Genomic DNA, 25,932 nt, shown 5'->3' with positions numbered 1-25,932 from the left:
GTTGACCTGCATGTTCAGGCGGCCCTGTCACGGTCACGTACCAGAAATCGCAGCGAGCCCATCCGCTCCCCCAGGTCCATGGCCAAGATCCGGGCCTGCTGGGTAACCCACGCGCCGGTCGGGTTGGCGGTGACCCCTCCCAGGTGCAGCCGACGGGTGCCGTGCTCGATGAACACCAGGACTTAGAGCCGTTTCAGCACGATCGTGTCTACCGCGAAGAAGTCACAGGCGATCAGGCCGTGCGCCTGAGCGGACAGGAACTGCCGCCAGGTGGGCCCAGACCTGCGCGGTGCCGGATCGATACCGGCCGCGTCCAATACCTCCCAGACCGTCGACGCTGCGACCTGGTGGCCGAGGCGGGCCAGCTCGCCCTGGATCCGCCGATGCCCCCAACCCGGATTGTCGCGAGCCATCCGCACGATCAGGTTTCTGACAGCCGCCTGTGTCGGTGGACGTCCCGGCCGGCGCCGGTCGGTGTAGGTCCATGTGCGAGCGACAAGGCGACGATGCCAGCGCAGGATCGTCGCAGGCGTAACCGGGAACACGGTCGGCCAGAGGTGGCGAGGGAGAAGCCGAGACAGTGCCGCGAACCAGATCCGGTCGGCCGACTGGTACCGGGGGCGCGGGACCTGGCGGCGCAGCATGGCGTTCTCATGACGGAGCACGAGTAACTCGACGTCCTTGGACAACTCACTGCGCCAGATGATCAGCACGAGACCAAGCAACCTCCGGACGATCAGATACACCAGAGAGAACACCATCTCGTGATGCTCTCAACCCAGGCAGCACCTCAGCAGCGAAACCGCAAGCCACGACCCGGAACCGAATATTCGAGCGGCACAGCGGCACAGCGGCGCAGCGGCAGATGTTCCCGGACATGAACTCCCGGATCTGTTCGGCGGAGCCCGCGCGCCCCTCCTTGAGCAGCGCCACCGCGGACATGATCTGCCCCGGCGTGCAGTAGCCGCACTGCAGGCCGTCATGGTCGATGAACGCCTGCTGCATGGGATGAAGCTCCCCCTTGACCGCCACGCCCTCGATCGTGGTCACCTGCTTTCCGTGGGCGCTGCCGGCCAGAGTCAGGCACGAGAGCACCCTCCGGCCGTCCACGTGCACCGTGCAGGCACCGCACTGGCCACGATCGCAGCCTTTCTTCGAGCCGGTCAGGCCGAGCCGCTCCCGGAGGGCGTCCAGCAGCGTCACCCGCGCGTCGATGCCGAGCCGCCTTGTCTGCCCGTTGACCGTCATCACAACCGTGATCTCCTGCCCGGCACCGGCCGTCGCCTCCGGCACCGCACCGGACGTAGCGGCTGCGGAGGTCGCCTGACCACCGCCGACAGTGGCGGCGACCGACACCGCGGCGCCGGCGAGGAACCCGCGCCGCCGGATGCCCGACCGCTCCGGCTCCGGCTCCGGCTGTGCGGGTTCGGGTTCGGCGGGTCTCTGCCGGGGTGGCCGGCTCATGGTGCCTCCTGACGAGTTTACATGTAAGTGGTTTTTACAATGTGAAAACCTTTATCATAGGAGCGCATCCTGTCAACCCATCCGGGGCGATCAACACAGCGTCGGCACGTCGCTTGACAGTCGCCTGCCGACACCCCAATGCTGTAGACAGGACAATGTTAAATGTTTTTACATTGCCTCGCTTCGACCGACCCCTATCTCGCAGGAGAGACCGAACATGCGTGCCGTCGCCACCTGGTGCGTCCGACATCGACTTCTCGTCGTGGCCGGATGGCTGCTCATCCTCGTCCTGTGCACCGCGGCGGCGCGCGCCGCGGGCAGTGACTACAGCAGCTCACTGAACCTGCCGAACACCGACTCCTCACGTGCCACCGAACTGCTCGAGACCGCGACGACGCACGCGTCCGGGGCGAGCGAGCAGGTCGTGGTGGAGAGCCGGTCGGCGGGCCGGCTCACCGAGCCCGCGGCGAAGGCCCGCGTCGAGGCGATCCTCGCCAGGATCGCCGAGTTGCCGCATGTGACCCGTGTCGTCTCCCCTTACACCCCCGAGGGCGCGGCGCAGATCAGCGGCGACCAGCGCGTCGCATTCGCCGCCGTCACCTTCGACGGCACCGCCGAGGAGATCCCCGTCGCCGTGGCCGAGCGCTTCGTCGAGACTGTCGCCTCCGGTGACGGACCCGAGCTGAGGGCCGCGGTGACCGGGCAGGTCGCCGAGGCGGCCGGCCGCCCGGCCCCTGTCGGGGCGGCATTCGGCATACTCGCGGCTGCGGTGGTGCTCCTGCTCGTCTTCGGCTCGGTGACCGCCATGTTGCTGCCCGTCATCTCGGCGATCGTCTCGATCGGAACCGCGATGGCCCTGGTCGAGCTGCTCACCCACGTGATGGGCATCGCGGACAACTCGGCCGAATTGATCCTGCTCGTCGGGCTCGGCGTCGGGATCGACTACGCGCTCTTCATCGTGACCCGCCATCGGCAGTACCTCGTCGCGGGACGCGACGTCGACTCGTCGATCGTGGACGCCGTGCAAAGGTCCGGACGTGCCGTCCTGTTCGCCGGGTGCATCGTGTGCCTCTCGATCCTCGGGATGTTCGCGCTCGGCGTCAACTTCTTCTACGGGATGGCCGTCGCCACATCGATCGGCGTGGCACTCACCATGGCCGCGTCTCTCACGCTGCTGCCCGCGATGCTCGGCCTGCTCGGCCACCGGGTGCTGTCGCGCCGGCAACGGGCCCGCATGGCGGCCTCCCCCGGAGCTGCCGACACCGGCTCGGGCTTCTGGGAACGTTGGTCGGAGTCGATCGCCCGCCGCCCGGTCCTGCCCGCGGTGGCCGCCTTCGGCATGATCGTCGTTATCTCCCTACCGCTGCTGTCGCTGCGGCTCGGCGCCTCCGACCAGGGCAACCACCCCCCGCACGCCACCACCCGCCAGGCCTACGACATGCTCTCGCGCGGCTTCGGGCCGGGCTTCAACGGACCGTTGATCCTGACCGCCAAGGTGCACGATGCCGATCAGCGTGCGGCGCTGGACCGCGTGGCCAGCGCCGTCGCCCGCCGGCCCGGGGTCGCCAAGGTCGCGACGCCACAACTGCTGCCCGCCTCCGGGGGCGAGATCGCCCTGGTCACCGTCTACCCCGCCACCGCTCCCCAGGACGCCGCCACCACCACGCTGCTCGAGCACCTGCGCGGCTCCGTCATCCCCGCAGCGCAGGGCGGGTCCGATCTGCGCGTTCACGTCGGGGGGACCACGGCCGTCTTCGCCGACTTCGCCGACGTGCTCTCATCCCGGCTGCCGCTGTTCCTCGGCGCCATCGTGGGCCTGTCGTTCCTGCTGCTCCTCGTGATCTTCCGCAGCCTGCTCGTCCCCCTGACCGCGGCACTGACGAACCTCCTGTCCATCGGGGCCGCCTTCGGCGTGCTCGTCGCCGTCTTCCAGTGGGGCTGGCTGGGCGAGATCTTCGGCGTGACGCGTCCCGGGCCGATCGAGTCCTACATGCCCGCGATGATGTTCGCCATCGTCTTCGGGCTGTCGATGGACTACCAGGTGTTCCTGCTCACCCGCGTGCAGGAGGAGTGGGAACGCTCCGGCGACAACGAGATCGCGGTTCGCCGGGGAACCGCCGCCACCGGGCGTACCATCACCGCCGCCGCGCTGATCATGATCTTGGTGTTCGCCGCCTTCATGCTCGGCGACGACCGCTTCATCAAGGAGTTCGGCCTGGGCCTGGCCGTGGCCGTCTTCATCGACGCCGTCGTCATCCGCAGCGCCCTCGTCCCCGCGGTGATGCAGCTCCTCGGGCGCAGCAACTGGTGGCTGCCCGGGTGGATGAGCCGACTGCTCCCCCGAATCACCCTTGAACAAGACGACGACGATCACCCGGCCCCACCGCGATCTCGGGAGATGACGGCGAGTGAGATCAGGTGAGCGGACAATGCCCGAGGTGACCTCTTCTCACCGCGACGACTACTGTCATGACCGTGCCCAAGACTTCTGACCGAGGCCGCTATCACCACGGCGACCTCAAGGAGGCCGTGCTCGACACCGCCGTCAAGGTGATCGCCGAGCACGGCCTGTCCGGGTTCTCGCTGGCCGAGGCGAGCCGGCGGCTGGGCGTGACCGTCGCCGCGCCGTACCGCCACTTCGCCGACCGCGACGAGGTCCTGGTGGCACTCGCCCTGCGCGCGGTCGACCGCTTGTCCGCCGCTCTCGAAGCCGAGACCGGCGAGGCGGGCGAGCCTGCGGAGGCCGGCGAGACGTCGGCCGCGGCCGAACGGCTCGCCGACTGCGCCCGGGGCTACGTACGGTTCGCCGCCACCAACCGGTCCCTCTACCTGGTGCTGCTGAACTCCACGCTCGACAAGTCGCGGTACACCGAGTTGCAGGACGCGGGCCAGCGCATCGGCGGCGTCTTCCTCCAACCGGCGCTCGAGCTGTGCGACCAGGATGCAGCGGCGGCCCAGCAGCTGGTCATCGCGATCATCGCCACCACACAGGGTTATGCCGCCATGGTCCTGGACGGCACCTTCGGGCCCGGCTCGGACGCCGTCGACACCGCCACGACCCAGGCGGCCAACGCCGTCTTCGCCCTGGTGCGGGGGCGCGCCGCTCTCGGCCGGCCGTGAGCACGCGCGGCCGACTCGCGCTCTCAGGATCCGCCGGCCCGATTCTTCCGCCGGCTGCTTCCGGCGGGCGTGGACCGCCGGAGCCGGCGAGCCTAAGGCGAGGCGCCGCGTCTCGGCCCGCGCGGGGGCTGGTCCCGCCGCGTGCTCGTTCTCGGCGCGATGGGCGCGACGGTGCTGACCTGCGAGGCTGGCATGGCCAACTGGAGCGGGGTGTTCTAGCCGGTTCAGGTCAGCTTGGGAGGCTTCAGCGGTACTGGACGGCCGCGCACGATGACCTCCTCGAGCGAGCGCCGTGGGCTGGCCGGCGCCAATGGTGCGTACCCCACCCGGAGCACCATCTGCACGGACATACGGTGCTCGCCGCCCCGGATGAGGCCGAGAAGCTCGGGGTCCTCCAGAAGTTGGGAGAACAGCGAAGCCGCCAGTCCGCGGCGGGTGGCCTCCAGCAGCACCCGCTGCAGTGCCTGCCCCGCCCGTAACCACTGCTTCGGCCCATCACCGCCGTGCACCGACAGCGTCGCCACAACCGGCTCCCACTCGAATCTCACCGTCTGGCGGCCGGGTATCTCGCGCTCGGGGGCGAAGTCACGGATGGGCATCGCCGCCATCTCGCTCCACGGCCCGACCGCCTCCAACGGCAGGCCGTCTTCCCGATACGGGTCGTCGGTCGTCCAGGCGAGCAGCTCGGCGCGGTAGGCCGAGTCCCGCCTCCGCCTCGTCTCCGCGGTGCGCACCAGGCCGAGCAGGGCATCCCGTTCCGCTGGGTCGGCGAAGTGCAGCATTGCCCCCTCCAGTTCCGCCGCCGCCGCAAGCCGCTCGAGGTCGGGTCCGGGCGGGCGGATGTTGTCAAAAGGACCCCGGTTGCTGTGCCGCCGCCCGATCGCGACGAAGAGCTCCCGCTCTTCCAGCCCCACGCTCCGACGTCCCTCGGCACGCACTGTGGCCACATGACGGGGGTCATCTGGATCGGGTAACAACAGCGTGCACTCGCTGTGGCCGCCGTTAGCCAGCGCGATCCGCAGGTTCAGCACGGCGGCGCCCAGGCTGATGTGCATAGCACGGCCCTGCGGATCAATGGCCGCGAGCCGCCGCGACAGATCCGCATGTACCTCGATCCCCTCAGCACCGGGCAGGAACAGCCAAGGCTGGGTGTTGTGGACCGACGGCGCTCTGGTCGCCGCCTCGATGGCAGTCAGGATCTCCTTCTCGGTGAGGGAGCCCATCGCCCGCCCCCCCCTTCTGTCGTTCACCTGTGCCTCAACGTTCCGCGACAGCCAGAGCCTGCGGCAGGTACAACGGTCCTCTCCTGTGGAGACCTTCGCCCTGACAGAGCCCGGCCGGTAGTCAGTCAGTCCTTCTCACGGTTGAGCGCCTCGGAGACCACGGCGACGAAACAGCAGAGCCATCGCGGCCCGAGACCCCGCCGACGCAGGAACCCAGCACAGCGGACCTGCACACCCTCGCCACTGAACTTGCTTGAGCTGGGTTCGGAAGCATTCCTCGATGGCCAAGCGATTCCCGGCCATCTTCACCTGTTCTGCAGACCACCGCTGACCGCCTGGCTCTTGGGTACCGCAACCACGTAGCCGATCTGATACCGGGGCCGGCGGCCGATGGCGCCGGTCGGGACCAAGGTCCCGCGACGACCCTCGCCTTCGCCTCTGCGGCGTTCTCGCCGGAGAGGTTGAGTAAAGGGCAGCCGGAGCCGGGCCGGCACATGGAAGAGGTGAACAGAGATGGCAGTCATCGACCGCTACCCCGAGGTCCGGTACGACCGCCCGACGGGGGTCGAACCGGCCCGGTCGCGTGACGCGGAGCCGGCCGTCCGTTACGTGTGGGCGGTGGCCCGGCTGTCGCTGGGCTGGGTGTTCCTGTGGGCGTTCCTGGACAAACTGCTCGGACTCGAGACCGCCGACAAGCAGGCGTGGATCAACGGCGGCCACCCCACCGAGGGTTTCTTGAAAGGTGCGGCGGCCGGCCCGTTCAAGGGCTTCTACAACGACATCGCCGGGGCGGCCTGGGCGGACTGGCTGTTCATGCTCGGCCTGGCGGGGATCGGCACGGCACTGGTTCTGGGCATCGGCGTCCGCGCCGCGGCGGCGGCGGGCGCGGTCCTGCTGGTGATGATGTGGACCGCCGTGCTGCCCCCGGAGAACAACCCCTTCATGGACGACCACCTCGTTTACGCTCTGCTGGTCATCGGCCTGGCGATGGTCAACGCCGGCGACACTCTGGGCCTCGGCCGCCGGTGGGGCCGTACCGCCCTGGTCCGCCGGTACCCCGTCCTGAAGTCACCCGCTCCGCTGAGGCGAGGAAGAGCGCGCGGCCGAGGGCCCGCGCTCCCTCTTTCTGCGTCCCCGATGAGGTCTCTTCGGCGCGGCGGTGCGGTGGCGGTTTGCTTCCGCGACCCGCTACCCCCAACACCGCACCGCCGCGCCCAGAGGTCGAGCTGAGATCATGGCGCGGGTGGGCTGCTGGGCCGATCAGCCCGGCTGGTCAGCCGAGCCGGACGGTCAGCAGGACCAGGGCGTCGGTGTCCGCGACGAGCCGGTGCCGCCGGTCCGGAATCGGGACGAGATCACTGTCGTTGAGCACCCATTCGCGCTCGGCCGTGGCCAGCCGTACCCGTCCCGCCAGGCAGGTCAAGGTGGCGGCACCGGGGGCCTCATGCTCGGCGAGTTCACGGTCGGCGGCCAGGGCGAGCAGAGTGACCCGCAGCCCCGGTACCGCGACGACGGTGCGTGCCGCCCGTCCGGCATCGGCGGCGCGGGCGGCTTCCAGCAGCCCCTCCCCGGCCCTGCGCAGAGCGACGACCTCGCCGTCACCGGCGTGAGCCTCATCCGCGGGTCCCGGTGCTCCGGGCGGTTTCTCGGCTGAAGCGTTCATCGCGTTTGCTCCCATCCGCGGCGAGGCGCACGAGTGCCAAGCCCCGCGTCCCTGCTGCGATAGACGATGTACGGGCGGGTGAGGTAGCCGACCGGTGCGGTGAGCATGTGTACCAGCCGGGTGAACGGCCAGATGGCGAACAGCAGGAACGCGCTGAGGGCGTGCAGCTGGAACAGCACTGGAGCGTTCGCCATGAGGGCGGCATCGGGCCGCAGGTAGAAGATCGATCGGAACCATGGCGAGATGGTGGTCCGGTAGTCGTAGCCGCCCCCGACGATGTTGGCGGCCACGGTGGCGGACAGCCCCAGGACGATCACCATGGTCAGCACAGCGTACATGGCCTTGTCGTTGCGGGTGGTGGCGGAGAAGACCGGGCCCACCGTGCGGCGCCGGTAGATCAGGATGGTGAGCCCGACCAGGGTGCAGAACCCTGCGATGGTGCCGAGTACGACGGCCACGATGTGGTAGGCGTCCTCGCTGACGCCGGCGGCCTCGGTCCAGCTCTTGGGGATCAGCAGGCCCCCCGATATGGCCGATGAGAACGACGAGGATGCCGAAATGGAACAGCGGGCTGCCGATGCGCAGCAGGCGGTTCTCATGCAGTTGTGAGGAGCGGGTGGTCCAGCCGAACTTGTCGTACCGGTAGCGCCAGTAGTGGCCGACGACGAAGACCGTGATCGCCACGTACGGGACGGCCACCCACAAGATCAGATCGAGAGCGTTGTTGTCACCGGTCATCGCACACCCTTCACCGGCGTCGGCATGTACGGGTCGGGCAGGAACACGGGCGAGCCGAACGGAGCCAGCCCCACCTGTTCCTCGGGCGGGCCCTGCGCGGCCAACCTTGCCACCGCCCCTCGCTCGTCCCCGGCCAGCGTCGGCAGGGTCGCCGACACCGACTCCAGCACGTCCGCCCAGGGCGAATTCGCGTCGCGCAGGGCCAGGCGCAGCAACTCGAGACCGGCGCGGTGCTCCAGCAGCAGCCGTCGCCCGGCACGGGCCTCGGCGGCGGCGAATTCGAGGACGACGGCGAGGTGGTCGGGCAGTTCGTCGTCGGCGAGGCGCAGGCCGGCCGCGGCGTAGGTCTGTTTCATCCGCAGCAGGGCCACCCCGCGCTTCCGGGTGTCCCCGTGCGCGTAGTAGGTCAGGAACAGACAGCAGCGCTTGCGGTGGTCGAAGGTGGCGACGTAGTCGACGGCCAGCTGCGTCGGCCGAGTCCGGCCGAGATGGTCGAGGAACCTGGTCAGCGGTCCGCCGACGGGATCGGGCAGCCGCGCCGCCACCTGGCCGATCATTTCCGTCTGCCGCAGCAGCCGCTCGTCGGGGTAGGCCAGCAGCAGCGACTGCGCCTGCCACGCCGATGGTGCCCAGGCCGGTGCCCGCCGGTCGTCGGAGCGTCTCAAGGTGTGTTCCCGTTCTCCGGGTCGGTTCCGTCACCGGCGCCGGTGTCCGGGCGGGGTGGGAAGAGCCCGGGCGGGGCGCCCTTGCCATCCCAGTTCAGCTGGTTGACCCGGGTCTGTTTGTTCTCGGGAGAGGCCAGGGATTCGCCGGTCTGCCGTTGCCGGAGCATGGAGAAGTTCTCCACGGCGACCGGGGTGGCGCCGCCGGAGGATTCTCCGAACGGGCCGGAGCCGCCCATGCCGGGGCCGTTTGAACGTGCCCCGAGTCTCTGGTGTCAGGGCGCAGGGAATCGCAGGTCACGGTAGTGGACGGAGTTTTCGGCACCCACACGTCCATCTCTTCTTGATCAAGCGGCGGTGCCAGGCCAGCAGCGTGCCCGGCGTCACGAGCCGATGAGCGCGCAGCACCCCCGGCAACAGCCCGGACAGCGCCGCCAGGACCGCCCTGTCGGCCCAGTCCGCCGTCGGCCGGGAACGTTACGCCCGCAGCACCGCCACCTCATGACGCAAAACCAGCGTCCTTCGAGGCCTGGCTACGAGCCATCAGCACGAACCGCCCAAGAACCCGAATCATGATCAGATAGAGAAGACGAAGAGACACGGACTGCGATCCTGCCCCACCGCACCCATCCGGCCAAACCGCAGATCAACGCTGTTGCGACGAGTTCTGGAGCGGTACAGGTGTCGCCGGGCGGCAGGATCTTGCTCGGCGAGGGCCGGGGCGCTGACGTTTATCGCCAACTTCGGATATGGAGACCACGGAAATAGTCAGTGGCGCCATGCCGGACACGACCAATCCACGATGTCAACCGCACATCGGAGGATTGGTCGGTGGGTCCAGCTCACATCCGTGGAATGTCGCGGCCGGTCGGCCGGTACTCGACCAACAGCACCCGGCCATCCAGGACCTGGTGGTCGACCAACTCGAGGTCGGCCGACGCCACGTCCGCGAAGGCCGCCTCGCGGCCGGATTTCCCTACCAGCAAGGGAAACGTCATCAGCCGCAGCCGATCGACGAGGCCAGCGCCGCACAGCTGCCGGACGACGGAAAGGCTTCCCATGGTGCGGAGTGGAACCTCGCCCTCGCTCTTGAGCCGGCCGACCTCGGCGATGAGATCATCGCGGCAGATGCGCGTGTTCGGCCACGATGCCGTCGCCAATGTCGCGGAGAACACGACCTTGTTCAGCTCAGTCATCCGGTGCGAGGACTCATCACGTACTTCCTCGGGCAAACCCGCAAATGCCTCATAGGTGCGCCGGCCAAGGATGACCATCTGCGGTCGGGCCAGCTCGGTAGTGATCCACTTCTCCAGCTCGGGCCCGAAGTATCCGAAGTAGCCTGGCGACGTCTCCCCGCGGGCCCACCCGTCGACCGAGAGGAACAGGTCGACGGTCAGTGGTTGTGTATCTGTTGTCACGACAACCTTTCCGTTGCTGGCGTGCTCAGCCAGACTGGTTCCCAGTTGCTGATTTCATGGAAGCGACGCAGTTCCGCGAAGCCGGACAGCGTGCCCATCCAGCCGGCGTACGGCGGCTTGTCCTTGAAACCGCTGTGGACAAAGGTGAGCTTCGTCCCGCCGCCCGACTCGGCCAGCTCCCAGGTCTGCACGCCGAAGCCCTCGCCCCAGTCAAGGGAAACCCGGGTGTCGTGCACCAAGTCGACGATCTTCGCGCCGCCGTGGTCAACCATCGACCATGCGCCGCCGACCCGTGGCTCGATCTCCATCGGAACGCCGAACCACCTGGTGACCTGCTCGGCGTCGATCAGGGACTCATACACCGCCGACCGGCCGGCGCCGATGGTCAGCTCGGTCCGCAGTGTCTGCGAGGTAAAGTCGCACATCGGGGTGAGCTCCCGGCCCTCGAGGTAGTCGATGAGGTTCGCGATGGACAGGCACCAGAACGTCTGCAGCACGCCCCGGATCGTGGTGCCGGCGAGCGCCTCCTGAAGGTCGAAGTGCGTCTGCGACACGGTGATCTTTGTGGTGTGGTCGTCCTCGGCTGTCAGCCGGACCTCGGTGGTGGTCTCCTCGCCGTCGAGCAGCCAGCCGAACCGCAGCGTGTGCTCGTCGAGGTGCAGCAGCCGCTGGTGCGGCGCGTCGCCCTCCGGCGTATAGCGCCCCCAGAACACCCAGCGGTGCGGCAGGTCGACCTCGGCGTGCTCGGCAAGCCAGGTGCGCAGCGCACCGGCGTCGGTCAGCGCCCGGTGCACCGCGGCGAGCGGCGCGCCGACGCGGGCGCGCAGGATCATCGGTTCGGTCATCGGTTTCTCTCAGGGGAAGGAGCGGTCGGATAGCAGGCCACGGCGAGCTTGAAGGCGTCCCCTTCCGCGCCGCCGTAGCGGGTGAACAGGTCCTGCAGCACCGACCGCAGGTCGTCGAGGAACTCCTCACGACGCTCCGGCGGCACGCGGACCTCGCCGGAGACACCGATCGAGGGCAGCTCCGGAGCGGTCCGATCGAGCCTGGCGATGTCGGCCTGGACCTCCTCGACGAGGTCAAGGAGGTAGCCGAGGCTCAGCTCGTCCTGTGCTCTGCGCAGACCGAGCCGGCCGACCAGGCCCGGCGACATCCAGTACGAGCGGGCGCTCGCCTGGTAGATGCCTTCGTGGATGCCACGCACCTTGCGCTCCGACACCTGGGTCACCAGACCCGCGTCCACCAGGCGTTTGACGTGATAGTAGACGCGCTGCGGGCTCTGTCCGAGCCGCGCGCCCACCTCGGTGCAGGTGCATGGCTCGGCTAGCTGCCGAAGCACCTCCACGCGCTGCGGCTTGAGCAGGGTCTCCGCCTGCTCAAGCCGCTCCAGGTACAGGACGTCTCTCATGGCGAAACTGAGTCTTTATGTAAAAGACCGTTTTGTCAATGGTGACCCGGCGGTGGCGTGCTCGACGACCGCAAAGCAGTGCAACCGAGCGAACGTGACCGTCTCGGCATGAAAGAAATCACAGGCCAGGATCCCCTCGGCCTGAGCGCGCAGGAACTCTCCCCAGGCCGGCCCCGACCTGCGGGGCGCCGGATCGACACCGGCCTTCTTCAAGATCGCCCACACCGTCGACGGCGCGATCCTGCGACCCAGACCGGCCAGCTCCCCAGCGATCCTCCGGTAACCCCACCCAGGTTCTCCGCCGCCATCCGCAGCACCAGCTCGCGGACTGAGAGCGCATCGGCGGGCGTCCTGGTCGTGTGCGTTTGTAGGCAGCGCAAGCCAGCCAAGAAAACGGACGAAGATGAGATAGACAAGTCGTAGCGCCGCAAGACTCGACCCTGCTCGTTCCGGACATCACCCGTCTGCTGAACAGGAAACCCCAGGCCACGACCGGTGGCCGAGTTTCCGGCACCTACACCGTGACCTCCGAGTCCGCCGGCCGCCGACCCGGACGCCAGGAATCGGGCCATGCAGCTGAGCCGCGCACTCGACATGGCGACACCGATCAGCCGGCCCGGTTCGGGGCCTGCCACCCCGTGGCTTGCATCCTGCGTACCGAAGCGTGAACCGTCGAGCGGCCTCAATCCGATGATGGGGTGTGAGCGCCGTACCTGAGCAGAGCGACGCGGACTTGCTGGCCGCGACCACGTCCGGCGACCGCGCCGCGTTCGAGGCGCTGTACCGACGCTACGGGCCGTGGTTGGCGGCCCGGCTGCGGTACCGGTGCCCGGACGCTGCCCTGGTGGACGACGCGGTGCAAGAGACGTTCTTGGCGGTATGGCGCGGTTCGGCGCGGTACCGGGAGGGCGGTGACGTCGCCGGCTGGCTGTGGCAGATCGGCTTCCGGCGGCTGGTCGACGCGATCCGCGGGCAGCGCGCCCGGGACAGGCTTCTGCGGCTGCTGGCCGGTCGCCGCTGGCGTACCGCGCCCTCGGCGGAGGAGGAGCTGCTGACGGGCGTGGAACATGGCGACCTGGCTGGGGCGCTGGCCCGCCTGTCCCCGGAGCTGCGCGCGGTTATGCAGGCCACGGTGCTGGACGGGCTGAGCACGCACGAGGCGGCGGCCCTGCTGGGTATCCCGGTGGGCACCGTCAAGACCCGGGCGATGCGGGCGCGGCGGCAACTGCGCGGTGACCTGACATGACGACTCCGGGAGGTGGGCGATGAGCGTCGGTGACTGGCATGTCGCGGACGACGACTTGCGGGCATACGCCGACGGTGCGGCGCGGCCGCCGTGGCTGTGGTCGACCGAGGCGCACCTCGGGACCTGCGCGCGCTGTCGCCAACGGCTGGCGCAGCGCGTCGATCCGGCCGCGGTCCGCGCCGGCTGGGCGCGGCTGGACGCCGAGCTGGACGCCCCCCGGCCCGGCCCGGTCGAGGCGCTCCTGGTGCGGCTGGGCGTGGCGGCGCACACCGCACGGCTGCTGGCCTGCACGCCGGGGCTGCGCAGGTCGTGGCTCACCGCGGTGGGCTTCACCCTGGCGGTCACCATCGGCGCCGCGCACCTGGCCCGGTCGATGACGATACCGATTCCGCTGCTCGCGATCGCCCCGCTGCTCCCGCTGATCGGTGTGGCGATCTCGTTCGGCCCACGGGTGGACCCCAGTTACGAGCTGGCCGTCGTCGCGCCCTTGCACACCTTCCGCCTGCTGTTGCTGCGCTGCGCGGCGGTGCTGTCCGCGACCACGGCGCTGACCGGCGTGGCCAGCATCGCGGTGCCGGAGTACGGCGTGGTGGTGCTCGGCTGGCTCGCCCCGTCGCTGGCGTTGACCTTGCTGAGCCTGGCCCTGACACCCCGGTTCGGCCCGGTCACGGCGCCCCTCGCCGTGGGGTTCGGTTGGCTGGCGCTGCTGGGAGCCACCGTGCAACGCACCACCGGCGAGTCGGTCCTGTTCACTGCGCCCGGCCAGGCCGGGCTCGCGGCCATCGCCGCCGCGGCGGCGATGGCCCTGTGGAAGGTCCGCGCCGCCTTCGATACCACCCACCACCTGGGTCGCGTCGCCGACCCGAGTAAGAGGAGGACGATGTGACGACGGTACAGGCCGAGGGACTGTCGCTGCGGTTCGGCCGCACGACAGCCCTGGAAGACGTGTCGTTCGCGCTGCACGACGGGGTCACCGGGCTGCTCGGGCCTAACGGCGCGGGCAAGACCACGCTTCTGCGCATCCTGGCCACCGCGATCCCGGCGGACGCCGGGCGGTTGCGCATCCTCGGCGCGGACCCGCGTGGCGCCGCCGGGCGGCTGGCCGTCCGGCGGCGCCTCGGGTACCTGCCGCAGAACCCCGGCTTCCACCAGCACTTCACCGCGTTCGAGTTCGTCGACTACATCGCGATCCTCAAGGAGATTGTGGATGGCCGGCACGACGAAGTACGCCGGGTGCTGCACGCGGTCGGCCTGGACGTCCAGCGCGGCAAGAAGATCAAAGCCTTGTCCGGGGGTATGCGCCAGCGCGTCGGGCTGGCCGCGGCGCTGCTCGACGACCCGGCACTGGTGATCCTCGACGAGCCCACCGTCGGCCTGGATCCCGAGCAGCGGATGCGGTTCCGCGAGCTCATCGCGCATATCGGCGAGGGCCGTACCGTGCTGCTGTCCACCCACCAAACCGAGGACGTGGCCACCGTATGCCAGCGCGTCATCGTCCTCGACCAGGGCCGGATCCGGTTCGAGGGCGAGCCGGTGGAGCTGGCCGGCGTGGCGCGCGGCCGGGTGTGGACCAGCCCGGCCCGCGCGGATGGCGCGCTCGCCGCGTGGCGCACCGGCAACGGTGATTACCACAACATCGGCGACCCGCAGCCCGACGCGCGGCTGATCGATCCGAGCATCGAGGACGGGTACCTGATGTTGATCGACGCCGTGAGCCTCGCGGGGCGTACGGCATGACCGCGGTACTGGCCGAGGCACCCGGCACGCCGGCGGTCGACGCCAGGGCGCCGCGCCGGGCCGTCCTGGCCCTGACCCGGGTGGAGATGGTAAGGATGCTCCGGCACCCGTTGACCGTCGCCGCGACCCTCTTGCTGGCCGGCAGCTGGGTGTCCGCCTGGTTCGCGATCGAGACCACCCGCTACCCCGTGCTGCAGGACCTCGACCGCGCCAGCGCGATAGGCATGATGATGATGCTCGGCGGCGCCGCGCTGATCGTCGGCAACCTCGCCGTGCTGCGGACGCACCGCGACGGCACCACGGGCCTGAGCCAGGTGCTCATCCTCCCGGACCACGCGCGTACCCTCGCGCACCTGCTCGCCCTACTCCCGCTGGCCGTGGTCGGCGCCGTCCTGATCCTCGCCCGCATGGCGGTCCTCGCGATCTGCGCCGCGGCCGCGGGCCACCCGAACCCGTACGAGCTCGCGATCGGGCCGGCCACCGTCCTGCTGCTCGGCGCGCTCGGCGTGCTGTTGGGCCGGCTCACCCGGTCGGCGGTCGTCGCACCCCTGGCGCTACTTGTCCTGCTCGCCGGCCTCGTCGCACTCCAGCCGCTCACCAACGGCGGAAAGGCCATGTGGCTGGCACCGCAGGGCGAGCCGGCCCCCGTGATGTCCATGCCGGTATCCCTGATGGCCCGCCCGGCCGCGGCCCACCTCTGGTACCTCCTCGGCCTGGCCGGGCTGCTGGCCGCCGCCGCCGTGCTGCGCGCCGGCAACCGTGGCGTCCGGGTGGCCGTGGCCGGGGCGGTGGCGCTGGCCTGCGCGGTGGCGGGCGGCACGGCACAGCTGTCCCCGCCGGGCCGCGCCGTCGCCACGGCCCGGACCGCGGTCATGAACCACCCGTCCCAGCACGAGACCTGCCAGGAGCTCGGGCACGTCACCTACTGCGCCTTCGCGGGATTCAGCCGCTGGGTCCCCGCGTGGAACACGGTCGTGCAGGCTGTCGTGGCCCGGGTACCCGCCACGGCCCGGTCCGCGCAGCTGACGGTCAGGCAACGCGTGTTCCTGGGCTTCGACCGCGGAATGAGGCCGGAGCAACTGCTCGCCGTGTGGAGGGCGGACGACGCTGCCGCTGGTACTCCCGGGGCGATCGGCATCGGCACCAGCTGGGGAGACAGCCGGACCGCCGTCTACCTCGCCGCGCAGGTCGCGTACCGGCTGGTCACCGGCCAGACCGGCGAGGCACCCGTCGAGGAACGCGACGGCGCCACCGCCTGCGGCGGCGCGGGCGTGCTCGTCCTCTGGCTCGCCGGGCAGGCCAGCACACAGGCCCGCACCGGGCTGCGCCTGCTCACCGAGGATGCGCGCGATAAACGGGGCGGCGTCTCGTTCGACGAGAGCGAGATGTTCCCCCGCGTCTACGTACCGGCGCCCGAACTCGCTGTGGCGACGCAGGCGCTGGCCCGCCCGCGCGCCTACATCGCCGCCCGCGTTCAGCAGTCCTGGACCACGCTGACCGCGCCCGGCACAACCGCAGCGCAGGCCGCGCAGATCCTCGGCGTACCTGCCCCGGCCACGAGCGCGGCCTGCTGATGAACACCAGGACCCTTTACCCGCTGCTGCGGTCCACCGCGCACGCCATCACGTGGCGGCCCATGGTGGTCGGCGCGGCCCTGGGATCGCCCATCCTGCTGGTGCCCCCTGCGCTGACCGCAAGGCTGACCACTACCCACCTGACCACGCTGGCCCGCATCGCGGCGATCTGCGTCGCGCTCGGCGCGGCGTTCCTCCTCGACGACCCCGCCACCCGCAGCACTCCCACGCTGCCGACTCCGCGCCTGGCCCGCAACCTGGTTCGGGTCACCCTGGCGGCGCCGGCCGCCGCGCTGTGGTGGACGCTCACTCTCGGCCTCGCGAAGACGACCGGCCACCACGCGGCCGCCGCACACCTGCCCGTCGCCGCGTTGACGCTGGAGGCGGCGACCCTGCTGGCCGCCGCCCTCGCCCTGGCCGCCATCGCGCAGAGGCGCACCGCCGACGGGAACACGGGCGTCATCGCGGCGCCGGCCGTGCTGCTACTCGCAGCCGTCGCCTGGTTCCTGCCGCACCCGGCGGCACTGATCCTCACGCCCACCGACCCGCACTGGACAGCGTCGCACTACCGCTGGACTGCCGTCCTCGCGACCGCACTCGTAGCGTTCCTGTGGGCCAGCCACGAGCGGGAACGGCGGCGGGTTCTGCATGGGCGACTCACCGTCATCGCCGTTCTGGTGCTACTGGTGGGCGGAGGTACGGCGTTCGCCTTCCGCAGTGATAATGAACAGCGCACCGCGCCGCCGTCGAGGGACGTCGACACCGGAACGCATGCGTGGAGACGGATCGTGCCGGGAGGCGACTGCCAGTGTGCCAACGGCGGCAAGTTCTCCTTTTGGGAACGGCAGGCCGATCCGACCAGGGTCGTGCTGTTCCTGAATGGCGGAGGCGTTTGCTGGGACACCACGATGTGCGCCTTCACCAGCACCGGCCGGCCGGGCGAGAACGACTTCTACGACTGGAACGACCAGGGCGGCCAGAGACCAGACGACCAGCGGTCCGGCTTCTTCGACCTGACCCGGGCCGACAACCCGTTCGCCGGATACTCGATCATCTACCTGAGTTCCTGCACCGGCGACGCGCACCTCGGCAACGTCGCCCAGAAGTACTCACCGAAGCTGACCGTCCAGCACCGCGGCTATGTCAACGGCACCGCAGCGCTCGACTACCTCGCTACGCACTATCCGAGCGCCGCCCAGGTCGTCGTCATAGGCAAGACCGCGGGATCGATCGCCGCTCCCCTCTACGGCGGCCTGGTCGCCGACCGGCTCCCGCACGCCAAGGTCACCGTGTTCGGTGCACAGTCCGGCGCCTGGCCCGACAATCCCGACTTCAACGCCAAGGTCCTCGGCAAGGCGTGGGGTGCCTATGACGCCGCGCCCGCCTGGGCGATCGACGGGCTCACCGTCCGTGACTGGGGCATCCCCCGGTTCTGGGCCCAAACCACCCAACATGCTCCTGAGCTCGTCATGTCCCGCTTCGACTACGCCTTCGACCCCCACGCCGCGGTGGAGGTGACCAAATGGATGCCCGGGAGCCCACCGAACCTCCTGGCCGTCATCCACACCAACGAGACCGCGATCGAGACCGCCGGGGTGACCTTGCACAGCTATACGGCGCCTGGCGACGGCCACGGAATCTTCGAGTTCGACAGCTTCTACGACCTCGAGGTCCACGACGTCCTCTTGATCGACTGGCTCAAGCAGCTCGCAACCGGCAAACCGCCCGGCGATGTCCACTGCGACAAATGCAACCAGTGACGAAATGACGACAGAGGTCCCAAAACGAGCACGCTGAGATTCGCGGTCGTACATGCTGCCGCTGTCATCGCCGGTTTTGGGTGAGCGGGGCCGGTCAGTCATGTGCGTGTCCTCTCGTTGTCCTCGGTCTCACCTGGCGGCTAGGCCTGCAACTGCTCCCCCGCGTCCTGAGGCGGTGTCCAAGTCACCGTCAGCCGATCGCGTCTGCCGACCTGCTCGAGGCGGTCGGCGACGCGTTGTTCAAGCTGGCGCAGACTTTCCTCGTCGGCGGCCTCGGCGCGCAGGGTCAGGACGCCAACCCCGTGCCCGCCGATCGCGCGCCGCGGTCCGGCGGGGGTCACGGACTGATCGGCATGCGTGAGCGCGCGACCCTGATCGGCGGCAGCCTCGAAGCCGAATGCAATAACGGCGTGTTCCGAGTCCACGCACTGATTCCCTACGGAAGTCACCGCTTGTGACCCGGGTGCTGATCGCCGACGATGACGACCTGATGCGCGCCGGGCTCGTCGAACTGCTCTCCAACGACCCCACGATCGAGATCATCGGCCAGGCATCGACGGGGCGGGAGGCCGTCGAGCGAGCGTGCTGGCTCGCGCCGGATGTCGTGCTGATGGACGTTCGCATGCCCAACCTCGACGGGATCGCGGCAACCCACGAGCTGTCGCGGACGGCCCCGGAAGCAAGGGTCCTGATCCTCACAACCTTCGAGCACGACGACTACATCTTCCGCGCCCTACGCGCCGGCGCCTCAGGCTTCCTGCTCAAACGCACGCGACCCGAGGACCTGATCGCCGCAGTGCACACGATCGCCGCTGGCGACTCGCTGCTCTCACCATCGGTCACCCGCCGCGTGATCGACCGCATGGCCCGGCAACCCACCCCGGAGCTCACCGATCAGGGCAAGCTCAAGTCGCTGACGCCACGCGAGCGGGAGGTTCTCCAGCTCATCGCCCAGGGCCTCTCGAATCGCGAGATTGCGGTCGTCCTCGTCGTCGAGGAGTCGACGATCAGAACCCACGTGAAGCGGATCCTGATGAAGCTCGACCTCCGCGACCGGGTCCAGGCCGTGATCTTCACATACGAATCCGGCGTCAACCGCCCTCGCGGCCCGAGCCGAGCCAACACGTCCCCAGACCGAACCACGAGCTAGCAGCCCCAACGCCGTTGATGGTCCACGGTGAGCAATCACGCACAAGGCAGGACAGGAGCACCGCCTGTCGCTGAGAATCGGCCCGGCCCGGCCCGGCGCTGGCGACAGTGACAACGGCGCGGCGACCTTCGCCGCTGAGGAATCGCAAGTGTCCGGCTCGTTCGCCGAGATCCATGGCAAGGTTGCGGGCCTGCTGGGCGACCCATGCGCCGGTCGGATTCGCCGTGGCGCCGGCGATGTGAACGGCCCGGGTGGCGTGCTCAACGAAGAACAAAACGTAGATCCGCTTGAGGGCCACGGTGTCGACATGGAACAGATAAGGGAGCACGGATCGCGCCGGTCGCCCATGGCTTGGCCGGGATCGAGGGCGTTGCTCGCGACGTTGAGAGCGGATGGGCGGCCAGGCCGCTGGTACCGCCGGTGGACGTGGCCCACCACACTCAGGTCAAGGTCGCGCCCCCAACAGGCCAGGGTCGGGGCGTTCTCGCATCTTGAGATGCGCCGGCCACGGCTTGCGTTGCGGGCTGAACGCCACGAAGGGCCGTCCTCGCGTACGCAGCCGGCGCGGCGGTCATCGCGTCGGCGCCGTCCAGTACGCCGAGGAACGGTGCCACGGTGGCCGCCTGAATCCTGCCCGGTGCAGGCGGTACCGCCGGGAGACCCGGCGGCACCGCCGTGGCCGTTCCTGTAGGGAATGCCGTCATTCGCGCGGCAGCGGTTACGGGCTGATGGCTTGGAGAGTAAGGACCGCCAGGCCGGCTTCCAGGTCTGGACGGCCGGGGATGATGGCAGCTCGGAACGGGCGCGTAGCCATCATCGACAGCACCCACCATGCGCCGCTCTCCGGGTCGAGGTCTGACCGTATGTTCCCTTGGGCCTGCCCGCGCCTCAGGAGATCTGAGAGCAGGTCAGCGACCCCTTGTACCGCTCTTCGGGCGGCGTCGGCGACGCCGGGCTCACTGGTGAGGGCGGCAGCGTCGGCGAATAGCGCTCCGAGCGACCCCGGTGCGTGCAGCCGTTCCAGGTGGTGAGGAGACAGGACCTCGGCCAGAAGGTCCGAAACCGATCCCAGCCGGTCCGCCATGCCGGTGAACTCGGCCTTGATCGTGCTCGTGACCCGGTCCAGCACGGCGGCGAACAACGCAGCCTTGGACCCGAAGTTCTGAAAGATTACCGGCTCGCTGACCCCAACACGCTGTGCCACCTTTGAGACCGTCCCGGCCCGGTAGCCGGTCTCGGCGAACACCTCGACAGCTGCGGCAAGGATCGACTCCCGCCGCTCCTGTGGGTTTAGTCGAACCCTAGGGACCCGTCGAGACGGGGTGGGGGCATCGGTCACCCCCGCATCCTAAGCCCCCTTGCCACACTACTTAGTCCCCACTAAGTTAAGCTCACAACTTAGTGGGGACTAAGTAAGGAGGGTGTAATGGGGCTTGGGAAGTTCCTGCACAGTCACGTCGAGCACGCCGACGCGGGTGGCACGATCGAGCGCGCCCGCGCCTACGACATAGTCGGCATCGTCGCATTCGCCGGGCAGCGAGGCCGAGTGTTCAGGCGACTGGCCGCCCTGTCAGGAGCCCGTCCCGGTGACCGAGTACTTGACGTGGGCTGCGGCACCGGCGCCCTGACCCGCATGCTCGCCACACGAGTGAGCACCACGGGCACGGCGACCGGTCTGGACCCGTCCGAGCCAATGATCGAATACGCTCGCCACCGCGCGCCCGAGAACTGCGGCTACGTCGTGGGCGAGGCCCAGGACCTGCCGTTTGATGATCAGTCCTTTGCCGTGATCGCCTCCAGCTATGCCATCCATCACATCCCCGCCGCCGCGCGACAAGCCGCATTCACGGAGATGTTCCGCGTACTACGCCCAGGCGGCCGACTACTGATCGCCGACTTCCGCCCGCCCACGAACCCCATCGGCGCCCACCTCATCGGCATGGTGTCCGGGCCGGCCATGGCCCACAATCCCATCGACAAACTCGCCGGTCTCATCACCGGCGCGGGCTTCCACGTCACGGCCGAAGGTGATCAATGGCCCCTGCTGCACTACCTGCAAGCCACCCGGCCTACGCTTCCAGCAGCCCTTCACTAATTACCGAACAACCCTGTTCCGGGAATCGACGGGTACTCGGGCCTGAATGAACAGCGTCCCAGCCCTGATGTCTGCTGGCCAGGAGCCTGTCGGTGCCGAAAACTCGGCCACCCTATGCCACCTGCGAGTACTCGTGGAATAGGCCGCCGAGCCGATCGCGTCGAATGACCTTGATATCAGCCTCGATGGGATCGGGAAGTGCCCGCAGGGGCTGGCCTGGTTCAGACTCCGATGAGGTCGATGAGCGTTGAAACCGCGCCTCACTCGGGCAGACCACACCATCCTCGCCGCTCTCCTCCACCGGCTTCCCGGCGCCAGGTTGCGGCGACTGCACCTGATCGTCGCCCGGACACCATCTTGCGCTGGCACCGTGACCTCCCGCGCCGCCGCCACGCCGAGGTCTCCCGCCGTAAACACCCCCGGCCGGCCGCAGACCCGCCGCGCCATCCAGTCCCTCGTCCTACGCCTGGCCCGGGAGAACACCAGTTGGGGTTACGTCGCATCCACGGTGAACTCACCCTGCTCGGCATCAAGGTCACGCCCTCCACCGTGCGGGAGATCATCAAACAGCACGGCATCCAACCCGCGCCCCAACGCGACCGCCAGACCGCCAGGAATCTGGTCATGGACCTCCATGACGCCAGCGCCACGGTCAAGCACCTGATCAGGGACCATGACAACAAGTTCACCCGCGCGTTCGAGGCCGTCTTCGAGTCCGAGGGCATCGGAATCGTCACCACCGGCATCCGTGTCCCCCGGATGAACTCGATCATGGAACGCTGCAGCGCTCCCCTCCGGCCGGTCGCTGAGCCGCTCACCGAACCAGACCAGCTCAACATCCGCCGACGAGACCGGCTCGGCGGCATACTCCACGAATACCAACCTGCCGCATAACCTTGCACCAACGTAATAATCGGCACCCGCAGGGTGTGTGCTGGGGACCTCACGCGAAGATCATCAATATTCGCTCAGGAGGACGGCGGGCGCCATGGCGGGCTGTGGCTGTCGACGTACCAGTCGAAGCCCTCCGCCACCAGAGCGGTGAGCTGCGGCAGATCGATCTCCTCGCCGGCGGGGCCCGGCTCGCGTAGATGGTACGGCGGCGGGTAGAAGCAGTCGCCGAGCAGCAGCACCCCGGAATCCGGGACGGCCACGACCGTGGAGTCCGGCGCGTGATTGCCGCCCACATGCCGGACTTCGATCCCTCCGGGGAGCACCAGTCGGTCGGTGAAGGTGCGGGTCGGCGGCCGGACGGCGAAGTCCTCCCAGCCGTTCATGGACCGCGCCCGAGCCTTAAAGCTCGGCCCCAGCCGGGGGTTGGCGGCCATCTCCTGCTGCAGGTACGCGTGGCTCCACGGGCGGTCCGCCTCGGCCGACAACAGCGTGGCACCCGCCTCGTGGCCGACGATCTCCTCCACCTCCCAGGCGCAGGCGCCCCAGGTGTGATCCCAGTGGTGGTGGGTGTACACCAGCCGGCAGGCGGCGGGCAGCCCCGCCTCCGCCATCGCCAACTGCACGAGGTGGGCGTGCGCTGGGCTCTGCCCAGCGTCGACCACCGTGCTGCCCGCATCGTCGGCGACCACCGCCACACAGGGCATGACGGCCGCAGGATCCGGATCGCCAGGGTAGATCCAGACTCGGCCGGACAACTGGCTCAACGAAGTTGCCATCCCGGCAGTCTGTCAGGACTCACGATCCACGGGCAGGCCGTCCACGGCCCGGCGCCCGAGGGCCTCCACCTTCGTCAGGAGAGACCCGCGAGGTAGCCGTGCAGTGAGGTCTTGGGGATGCCGGTCTTTCGCGCTGTTCCAGTTCTCCACGATCTGGAGGCCGCCGTGGATCTCCCGTCACAGGTCGGGGCTGGCGAGGTAGTCGCACGCGAAGATCGTGCGGACGGCGCGGCCGAGTTCTTCCAGCGCAGCGTAGGTGGGGGGCTTGGGGCCGCCACAACGGAGCGGCACGACGCGGCACAACCCGGCATCGGAAACGGTGGAGTCACGTACGAAACGGCATAGACCGACAGTGGGAATACTGATCTGGCACGTGAGCAGCAGACTCTTAATCTGCGGGTTCGGAGTTCAAGTCCCTGACGGCGCACCCCGTCTGACCTGGGCGTTCTCAATGATTCTGAGGACGCCCAGTTGTCGTTTGGGGTGGTTTCTTCCATCCGTCACAAGAAGGAATGATCACCCAAGGGCTTCGCCCATGATCAACCGGGGCCGCACCATCGACACCACAGGTTAAAGATCAAGCTAGGGCGTCCTGGAGGCGGCGGAGGATGACCCGCCGCCCCCGGGGGACGTCAGCGGAAGCGGCGGAAGAAGCCGCGCAGGTCGTCGACTAGTAGGTCTGCGGCGTCGTGGGCGGCCCAGTGGCTGCCGCGGTCGTACTCGTTCCAGGACACGATGTTCTTGTGGTCGCGGTCGGCGAAGCGCCGCAGCGGCCGGAAGTCGTAGGCGAACGAGGCCAGCCCCAGGGGCGAGGTCGTCGGCTCGGTCGCCCGCTCGGCGTGGTGGTTCTCGTAGTAGAAGCGCGCCGAGGACGCCGCCGTGTTGGTGAGCCAGTAGATCGTCGCGTTGGTCAAGATGACGTCGGGGTCAGGGACTCCGGCGAGGAGCTGGCCGATCCAGGCGAGCTGCCCGGCGGGAGAGTCGGCCAGGGCGTGGGCGAGGGTCTGCGGCTGAGCCTGCTGGGCGCGGTCGTGGATCGCGTGCTCGACGAAGCTGCCGAGGAACTGCAGGTATCCCTGCTCCTCAGGGGTGAGGCCGGCCAGCTCGGCAGGGTTGCCGGAGGGGAAGGAGAAGATCTGGTTGACGTGCACGCCCAGCACGCGGTCGGCGTGGCGGCGGCCGAGCTCGGGACTGACGATCGCGCCCGCGTCGTTGCCGTGCGCGCCGAACCGCTCGTAGCCGAGCCGCCGCATCAGCTCGGCCCATGCGTCGGCGACACGGGCCGCGTCCCATCCCTTGGTGCGGGTGTGGCCGGAGAAGCCGAACCCGGGCAGGGACGGGATCACCACGTCGAAGGCATCGGCCGGGTCCCCGCCGTACACGGCGGGGTCGGTGAGCGGGCCGACCAGGTCCAGGTACTCCACGAAGGTGTTGGGCCAGCCGTGGGTGAGGATAAGCGGCGTCGCGTCTGGCTCGGCCGAGCGAACGTGCACGAAGTGGATGGTCTGGCCGTCGATCTCGGTCGTGAACTGCGGGAAGGAGTTGAGCCTGGCCTCTTGGGCCCGCCAGTCGAAGCCCTCGCGCCAGCGCGCCAGCAGGTCGCGGACGAAGGAGGTGGGCACGCCGTACTCCCAGCCGGGCTGGATCCCGCCGCGCGGCGCGCCGTCGGTCACCTCCTCGGGCGGCAGTTCCTCGGCGAAGCGGGTGCGGGCCAGCCGGTCGGCCAGGTCGTCCAGGTCGGCCTGCGGGACATCGATGCGGAACTCGCTGATCTCACTCATGAGGACCACACTTCCAGGCCATTAGGCGAGGATCGTTCCTAATGGCCTGGCATTCTGGGATTCATGGTGGAAACCTCGGCGCGCCTGCTGCGCCTGCTCGCTCTCCTGCAGACACCCCGCGACTGGACGGGCACCGAACTGGCCGAACGGCTCGGCGTTAGCGGCCGGACGATCCGCGCCGACGTCGAGCGGCTGCGCTCGCTGGGCTACCCCGTCCCCGCCACGCGCGGCTCGGCGGGCGGCTATCGGCTCGGCGCGGGCGCGTCGTTGCCGCCGCTGCTGCTGGACGACGATGAGGCCGTCGCGGTCGCGGTCGGCCTGCGCACCGCCGCCGGCGGCGTCATCGCCGGGAACGCCGAGGCGTCGCTGCGCGCGCTGGCCAAGCTGGAGCAGGTCATGCCGTCCCGGCTGCGGCACCGGGTCAACACGCTGCAGACCTACACCGTGCTGGTGCCGAGCGACCAGCCCGGACCGACGGTTGACCCCGAGGTCCTCACCACCCTCGCCGCCACCTGCCGCGCGCACAAGCGGCTCCGTTTCGACTACACCACCCACGCGGGCGATGCCGTCCGCCGCGAGATCGAGCCGTACCGGCTGGTCACCTGGGGACGCCGCTGGTATCTGCTGGCCTTCGACCTGGAACGCGCCGACTGGCGCACCTTCCGCGTGGACCGCCTCACACCGCGCGTCCCGACCGGGCCCCGCTTCACGCCCCGTGAGCTCCCCGACGACGATGTGGTGGGCTATGTCTCGAGCCGGGTCTCCGCCGCTGCCTGGCGCTACCGGGCGCGCGTCACGGTTCACGCGCCCGCCGAGGTCGTAGCCGACCGGATCAGTGCGGCCGTCGGCACCGTGGAGGCCATCGACGCCGATACCTGCGTCCTGCACACCGGAGCCGACACCGTGGAGACGCTGGCCGTCTACTTGGGCATGTTGAACGCCGACTTCCACGTCACCGAGCCGCCCGAGCTGGTCGCCCACCTGCGTACCCTCGCCGCCCGCTACGCTGCCGCGACGTCCTGACGACTGGTGTGACAGCGGAACGAAAGGCCCCGCTAAGTCTGAACTCAACGGCCTACGTCCAACGGCCTGACGACCGGCTCGTCGGACTCAACGCTCAGAATGCTCGGATCCGTGGCGTTGTGGTTGGCGCCCTGCGGCTTGGCCGATGCTCGCCCAGCCGGCTGATCCGCCCGTGTGACGACGACCCTTGGAATCAGCCC

26 protein-coding genes and 2 pseudogenes are annotated in these 25,932 nt (G+C 69.2%); 12 read left to right on the top strand and 16 right to left on the bottom strand.

All coding sequences use genetic code 11. The features are described from left to right. Positions 1-14: 14 nt before the first annotated feature. Genes HKK72_RS39885 through HKK72_RS42200 form a run of 3 tightly spaced genes read right to left on the bottom strand, consistent with a single transcriptional unit; the run spans position 15 to position 1,464 of the window. Complete coding sequence (locus HKK72_RS39885) at positions 15-176, bottom strand: hypothetical protein (RefSeq protein WP_222720822.1); 162 nt, start codon at positions 174-176, stop codon at positions 15-17. 6 nt (positions 177-182) lie between these two features. Then, positions 183-713, bottom strand: coding sequence for a helix-turn-helix domain-containing protein (locus tag HKK72_RS17550; RefSeq protein WP_222720821.1), 531 nt, complete (start codon positions 711-713; stop codon positions 183-185). Then, positions 691-1,464 carry a (2Fe-2S)-binding protein gene (locus HKK72_RS42200; protein WP_187235455.1) on the bottom strand — a complete coding sequence of 258 codons (774 nt, stop codon included), beginning with the start codon at positions 1,462-1,464 and terminating at the stop codon, positions 691-693. The genes HKK72_RS17550 and HKK72_RS42200 overlap by 23 nt, the downstream gene beginning before the upstream one ends. A 217-nt stretch (positions 1,465-1,681) precedes the next feature. On the opposite strand from HKK72_RS42200, the gene HKK72_RS17540 reads away from it, so the two are divergent. Together HKK72_RS17540 and HKK72_RS17535 are read left to right on the top strand one after the other, a co-directional pair. After that, the gene (locus HKK72_RS17540; RefSeq protein WP_187235454.1) at positions 1,682-3,886 is read left to right on the top strand and encodes an MMPL family transporter; all 2,205 of its coding nucleotides are present in this window, start codon (positions 1,682-1,684) and stop codon (positions 3,884-3,886) included. A 53-nt stretch (positions 3,887-3,939) separates the two neighbouring features. Continuing rightward, entirely contained in the window at positions 3,940-4,584 is a 645-nt protein-coding gene (locus HKK72_RS17535; protein ID WP_187235453.1) for a TetR/AcrR family transcriptional regulator, read from the top strand. 224 nt (positions 4,585-4,808) lie between these two features. Here HKK72_RS17535 and HKK72_RS17530 read toward each other — a convergent pair whose 3' ends face one another. Next, a complete protein-coding gene (locus tag HKK72_RS17530) occupies positions 4,809-5,834 on the bottom strand; it encodes an Acg family FMN-binding oxidoreductase (protein WP_187235452.1) in 1,026 nt (341 codons plus the stop codon). A 486-nt stretch (positions 5,835-6,320) separates the two neighbouring features. On the opposite strand from HKK72_RS17530, the gene HKK72_RS17525 reads away from it, so the two are divergent. After that, positions 6,321-7,037, top strand: a complete 717-nt coding sequence (locus tag HKK72_RS17525; RefSeq protein ID WP_187235451.1) for a DoxX family membrane protein — start codon at positions 6,321-6,323, stop codon at positions 7,035-7,037. Between the two features lie 43 nt (positions 7,038-7,080). On the opposite strand, the gene HKK72_RS17520 is transcribed toward HKK72_RS17525, so the two are convergent. The 7 genes and pseudogenes from HKK72_RS17520 to HKK72_RS17490 all read right to left on the bottom strand — a co-directional run bounded on the left by HKK72_RS17520 (position 7,081) and on the right by HKK72_RS17490 (position 11,696). After that, positions 7,081-7,470, bottom strand: coding sequence for a LuxR family transcriptional regulator (locus HKK72_RS17520; protein ID WP_187235450.1), 390 nt, complete (start codon positions 7,468-7,470; stop codon positions 7,081-7,083). Beyond that, positions 7,467-8,208 (bottom strand): annotated as a pseudogene (gene narI, locus HKK72_RS17515) (respiratory nitrate reductase subunit gamma). Before narI ends, HKK72_RS17520 begins: the two are co-directional and overlap by 4 nt. After that, on the bottom strand, positions 8,205-8,873 hold the full coding sequence (gene narJ / locus HKK72_RS17510) for a nitrate reductase molybdenum cofactor assembly chaperone (protein WP_187235449.1): 669 nt from the start codon (positions 8,871-8,873) through the stop codon (positions 8,205-8,207). The pseudogene narI and the gene narJ overlap by 4 nt, the downstream one beginning before the upstream one ends. Next, on the bottom strand, positions 8,870-9,109 hold the full coding sequence (locus HKK72_RS17505; RefSeq protein WP_222720820.1) for a hypothetical protein: 240 nt from the start codon (positions 9,107-9,109) through the stop codon (positions 8,870-8,872). Before HKK72_RS17505 ends, narJ begins: the two co-directional genes overlap by 4 nt. A gap of 603 nt (positions 9,110-9,712) precedes the next feature. Continuing rightward, complete coding sequence (locus tag HKK72_RS17500; protein ID WP_187235448.1) at positions 9,713-10,288, bottom strand: dihydrofolate reductase family protein; 576 nt, start codon at positions 10,286-10,288, stop codon at positions 9,713-9,715. Then, positions 10,285-11,133 carry an SRPBCC domain-containing protein gene (locus HKK72_RS17495; RefSeq protein ID WP_187235447.1) on the bottom strand — a complete coding sequence of 283 codons (849 nt, stop codon included), beginning with the start codon at positions 11,131-11,133 and terminating at the stop codon, positions 10,285-10,287. Before HKK72_RS17495 ends, HKK72_RS17500 begins: the two co-directional genes overlap by 4 nt. Next, a complete protein-coding gene (locus tag HKK72_RS17490; protein WP_187235446.1) occupies positions 11,130-11,696 on the bottom strand; it encodes an ArsR/SmtB family transcription factor in 567 nt (188 codons plus the stop codon). The genes HKK72_RS17495 and HKK72_RS17490 overlap by 4 nt, the downstream gene beginning before the upstream one ends. A 700-nt stretch (positions 11,697-12,396) precedes the next feature. Between HKK72_RS17490 and HKK72_RS17485 the strand changes: the two genes are divergently transcribed. From HKK72_RS17485 to HKK72_RS17465, 5 genes are read left to right on the top strand one after another with little or no spacing between them, the layout of a single operon-like run. Next, the gene (locus tag HKK72_RS17485; RefSeq protein WP_187235445.1) at positions 12,397-12,942 is read left to right on the top strand and encodes an RNA polymerase sigma factor; all 546 of its coding nucleotides are present in this window, start codon (positions 12,397-12,399) and stop codon (positions 12,940-12,942) included. A gap of 19 nt (positions 12,943-12,961) precedes the next feature. After that, a complete protein-coding gene (locus HKK72_RS17480; protein WP_187235444.1) occupies positions 12,962-13,828 on the top strand; it encodes a zf-HC2 domain-containing protein in 867 nt (288 codons plus the stop codon). Next, positions 13,825-14,679: an ATP-binding cassette domain-containing protein gene (locus HKK72_RS17475; RefSeq protein WP_187235443.1), complete on the top strand. Its 855-nt coding sequence runs from the start codon at positions 13,825-13,827 to the stop codon at positions 14,677-14,679. Before HKK72_RS17480 ends, HKK72_RS17475 begins: the two co-directional genes overlap by 4 nt. Next, positions 14,676-16,253, top strand: a complete 1,578-nt coding sequence (locus HKK72_RS17470; protein ID WP_187235442.1) for a hypothetical protein — start codon at positions 14,676-14,678, stop codon at positions 16,251-16,253. Before HKK72_RS17475 ends, HKK72_RS17470 begins: the two co-directional genes overlap by 4 nt. After that, positions 16,253-18,013, top strand: a complete 1,761-nt coding sequence (locus HKK72_RS17465; protein ID WP_222720819.1) for a pectin acetylesterase-family hydrolase — start codon at positions 16,253-16,255, stop codon at positions 18,011-18,013. The genes HKK72_RS17470 and HKK72_RS17465 overlap by 1 nt, the downstream gene beginning before the upstream one ends. Positions 18,014-18,153: 140 nt before the next feature. On the opposite strand, the gene HKK72_RS42195 is transcribed toward HKK72_RS17465, so the two are convergent. Then, positions 18,154-18,438: a DUF2218 domain-containing protein gene (locus HKK72_RS42195; protein ID WP_187235441.1), complete on the bottom strand. Its 285-nt coding sequence runs from the start codon at positions 18,436-18,438 to the stop codon at positions 18,154-18,156. A gap of 29 nt (positions 18,439-18,467) precedes the next feature. Between HKK72_RS42195 and HKK72_RS17455 the strand changes: the two genes are divergently transcribed. Then, positions 18,468-19,163 (top strand): response regulator, encoded by a 696-nt coding sequence (locus HKK72_RS17455; RefSeq protein ID WP_187235440.1) that lies wholly within the window; start codon positions 18,468-18,470, stop codon positions 19,161-19,163. Between the two features lie 718 nt (positions 19,164-19,881). Here the strand turns inward: HKK72_RS17455 and HKK72_RS17450 are convergent. Then, a complete protein-coding gene (locus HKK72_RS17450) occupies positions 19,882-20,502 on the bottom strand; it encodes a TetR/AcrR family transcriptional regulator (RefSeq protein WP_187235439.1) in 621 nt (206 codons plus the stop codon). An 87-nt stretch (positions 20,503-20,589) separates the two neighbouring features. Here HKK72_RS17450 and HKK72_RS17445 point away from each other — a divergent pair, with 87 nt between their 5' ends. Then, positions 20,590-21,258: a class I SAM-dependent methyltransferase gene (locus tag HKK72_RS17445; RefSeq protein ID WP_187235438.1), complete on the top strand. Its 669-nt coding sequence runs from the start codon at positions 20,590-20,592 to the stop codon at positions 21,256-21,258. A gap of 486 nt (positions 21,259-21,744) precedes the next feature. Then, positions 21,745-22,152 (top strand): hypothetical protein, encoded by a 408-nt coding sequence (locus tag HKK72_RS17440; RefSeq protein ID WP_222720818.1) that lies wholly within the window; start codon positions 21,745-21,747, stop codon positions 22,150-22,152. Positions 22,153-22,226: 74 nt separating this feature from the next. Here the strand turns inward: HKK72_RS17440 and HKK72_RS17435 are convergent, their stop codons facing one another. The 3 genes and pseudogenes from HKK72_RS17435 to HKK72_RS17425 all read right to left on the bottom strand — a co-directional run bounded on the left by HKK72_RS17435 (position 22,227) and on the right by HKK72_RS17425 (position 24,709). Beyond that, positions 22,227-22,928, bottom strand: a complete 702-nt coding sequence (locus HKK72_RS17435) for an MBL fold metallo-hydrolase (protein ID WP_187235437.1) — start codon at positions 22,926-22,928, stop codon at positions 22,227-22,229. A 180-nt stretch (positions 22,929-23,108) separates the two neighbouring features. Then, positions 23,109-23,189: pseudogene (locus HKK72_RS42745) on the bottom strand (Tn3 family transposase); the annotation flags it as partial. A gap of 371 nt (positions 23,190-23,560) precedes the next feature. Continuing rightward, entirely contained in the window at positions 23,561-24,709 is a 1,149-nt protein-coding gene (locus HKK72_RS17425) for an epoxide hydrolase family protein (RefSeq protein WP_187235436.1), read from the bottom strand. 63 nt (positions 24,710-24,772) lie between these two features. Here HKK72_RS17425 and HKK72_RS17420 point away from each other — a divergent pair, with 63 nt between their 5' ends. After that, positions 24,773-25,732, top strand: coding sequence for a helix-turn-helix transcriptional regulator (locus tag HKK72_RS17420; RefSeq protein WP_187235435.1), 960 nt, complete (start codon positions 24,773-24,775; stop codon positions 25,730-25,732). The last annotated feature ends 200 nt before the right edge of the window (positions 25,733-25,932 follow it).

This window comes from Actinomadura sp. HBU206391 (genome assembly GCF_014323665.1).
In the GTDB taxonomy this organism is placed as follows: Bacteria; Actinomycetota; Actinomycetes; order Streptosporangiales; family Streptosporangiaceae; genus Actinomadura_C.
This window is presented reverse-complemented; position numbering and strand designations above follow the sequence as displayed.

Bases quoted from the DNA above. Each gene is read 5' to 3' on its own strand.
- HKK72_RS42200 (WP_187235455.1), bottom strand. From the start codon at position 1,464: ATGAGCCGGCCACCCCGGCAGAGACCCGCCGAACCCGAACCCGCACAG.
- HKK72_RS17480 (WP_187235444.1), top strand. From the start codon at position 12,962: ATGAGCGTCGGTGACTGGCATGTCGCGGACGACGACTTGCGGGCATAC.
- HKK72_RS17490 (WP_187235446.1), bottom strand. From the start codon at position 11,696: ATGAGAGACGTCCTGTACCTGGAGCGGCTTGAGCAGGCGGAGACCCTG.
- HKK72_RS17525 (WP_187235451.1), top strand. From the start codon at position 6,321: ATGGCAGTCATCGACCGCTACCCCGAGGTCCGGTACGACCGCCCGACG.
- HKK72_RS17470 (WP_187235442.1), top strand. From the start codon at position 14,676: ATGACCGCGGTACTGGCCGAGGCACCCGGCACGCCGGCGGTCGACGCC.
- HKK72_RS17445 (WP_187235438.1), top strand. From the start codon at position 20,590: ATGGGGCTTGGGAAGTTCCTGCACAGTCACGTCGAGCACGCCGACGCG.
- HKK72_RS17520 (WP_187235450.1), bottom strand. From the start codon at position 7,470: ATGAACGCTTCAGCCGAGAAACCGCCCGGAGCACCGGGACCCGCGGAT.
- HKK72_RS17505 (WP_222720820.1), bottom strand. From the start codon at position 9,109: ATGGGCGGCTCCGGCCCGTTCGGAGAATCCTCCGGCGGCGCCACCCCG.
- HKK72_RS17420 (WP_187235435.1), top strand. From the start codon at position 24,773: ATGGTGGAAACCTCGGCGCGCCTGCTGCGCCTGCTCGCTCTCCTGCAG.
- HKK72_RS17540 (WP_187235454.1), top strand. From the start codon at position 1,682: ATGCGTGCCGTCGCCACCTGGTGCGTCCGACATCGACTTCTCGTCGTG.
- HKK72_RS17425 (WP_187235436.1), bottom strand. From the start codon at position 24,709: ATGAGTGAGATCAGCGAGTTCCGCATCGATGTCCCGCAGGCCGACCTG.
- HKK72_RS17435 (WP_187235437.1), bottom strand. From the start codon at position 22,928: ATGGCAACTTCGTTGAGCCAGTTGTCCGGCCGAGTCTGGATCTACCCT.
- HKK72_RS17495 (WP_187235447.1), bottom strand. From the start codon at position 11,133: ATGACCGAACCGATGATCCTGCGCGCCCGCGTCGGCGCGCCGCTCGCC.
- HKK72_RS17465 (WP_222720819.1), top strand. From the start codon at position 16,253: ATGAACACCAGGACCCTTTACCCGCTGCTGCGGTCCACCGCGCACGCC.